The sequence below is a fragment of the Pseudomonas capeferrum genome (genome assembly GCF_013523055.1).
Classification (GTDB): Bacteria; Pseudomonadota; Gammaproteobacteria; order Pseudomonadales; family Pseudomonadaceae; genus Aquipseudomonas; species Aquipseudomonas capeferrum_A.
This window is the reverse complement of record NZ_JAAMQM010000062.1, coordinates 1-741: the sequence shown is the minus strand read 5'-3', so window position 1 is coordinate 741 and position 741 is coordinate 1. Positions and strand designations below refer to the sequence as shown.

Below are 741 nucleotides of genomic sequence, written 5' to 3'. Positions count from 1 at the left end.
GGTGCTTGAAGTTATCGCCGTTCTGCATGCCGCGGCCACCGGACACGACGATCTTGGCCGCGGTCAGTTCGGGACGATCGGACTTGGCCAGCTCTTCACCGACGAACGCCGAGGTGCCGGCATCGTGAGCGGCGCCAACGGTTTCGATCGCTGCCGAGCCACCCTCGGCGGCCACGGCATCGAAACCGGTGGCACGCACGGTGATGACCTTGATCGCCGCGCTCGATTGCACGGTGGCAATGGCGTTGCCGGCGTAGATCGGCCGCTGGAAGGTATCGGCGGATTCGACCGCGATGATCTCGGAAATCTGGTCGACGTCCAGCAGCGCGGCGACGCGCGGCAGGATGTTCTTGCCGTTGCTGGTGGCCGGTGCCAGCACGTGGCTGTAGGCCTTGCCCAGCTCGGCTACCAGCGGTGCGACGTTTTCCGGCAACTGGTGGGCATAGGCGGCGTTGTCGGCTACCAGCACCTTGGCCACGCCGGCGATCTTGGCGGCGGCTTCGGCGACAGCGCCCACACCCTGACCCGCGACCAGTACGTGGACATCACCGCCGATCTTGGCGGCAGCAGCAACAGTGTTCAGGGTAGCCGGGGCTACGGCACCATTTTCGTGTTCAGCGACAACCAGGATAGTCATTGGATTACCTTCGCCTCGTTCTTCAGTTTCTCGACCAGTTCGGCCACCGACTTGACCATGATCCCCGCGCTGCGAGCCGCCGGCGCTTCGACCTTGAGGGTCTT

At 64.6% G+C, this 741-nt stretch carries 1 protein-coding gene and 1 pseudogene; both read right to left on the bottom strand.

Features of this window, described 5'->3' with window-relative positions; genetic code table 11:
• Positions 1–637, bottom strand: a 637-nt coding sequence (locus G7009_RS27305) for an electron transfer flavoprotein subunit alpha/FixB family protein (RefSeq protein WP_181133377.1), incomplete at its 3' end; no start/stop codon positions are given.
• Positions 634–741: pseudogene (locus tag G7009_RS27300) on the bottom strand (electron transfer flavoprotein subunit beta/FixA family protein); the annotation flags it as partial. The pseudogene G7009_RS27300 and the gene G7009_RS27305, both read right to left, overlap by 4 nt.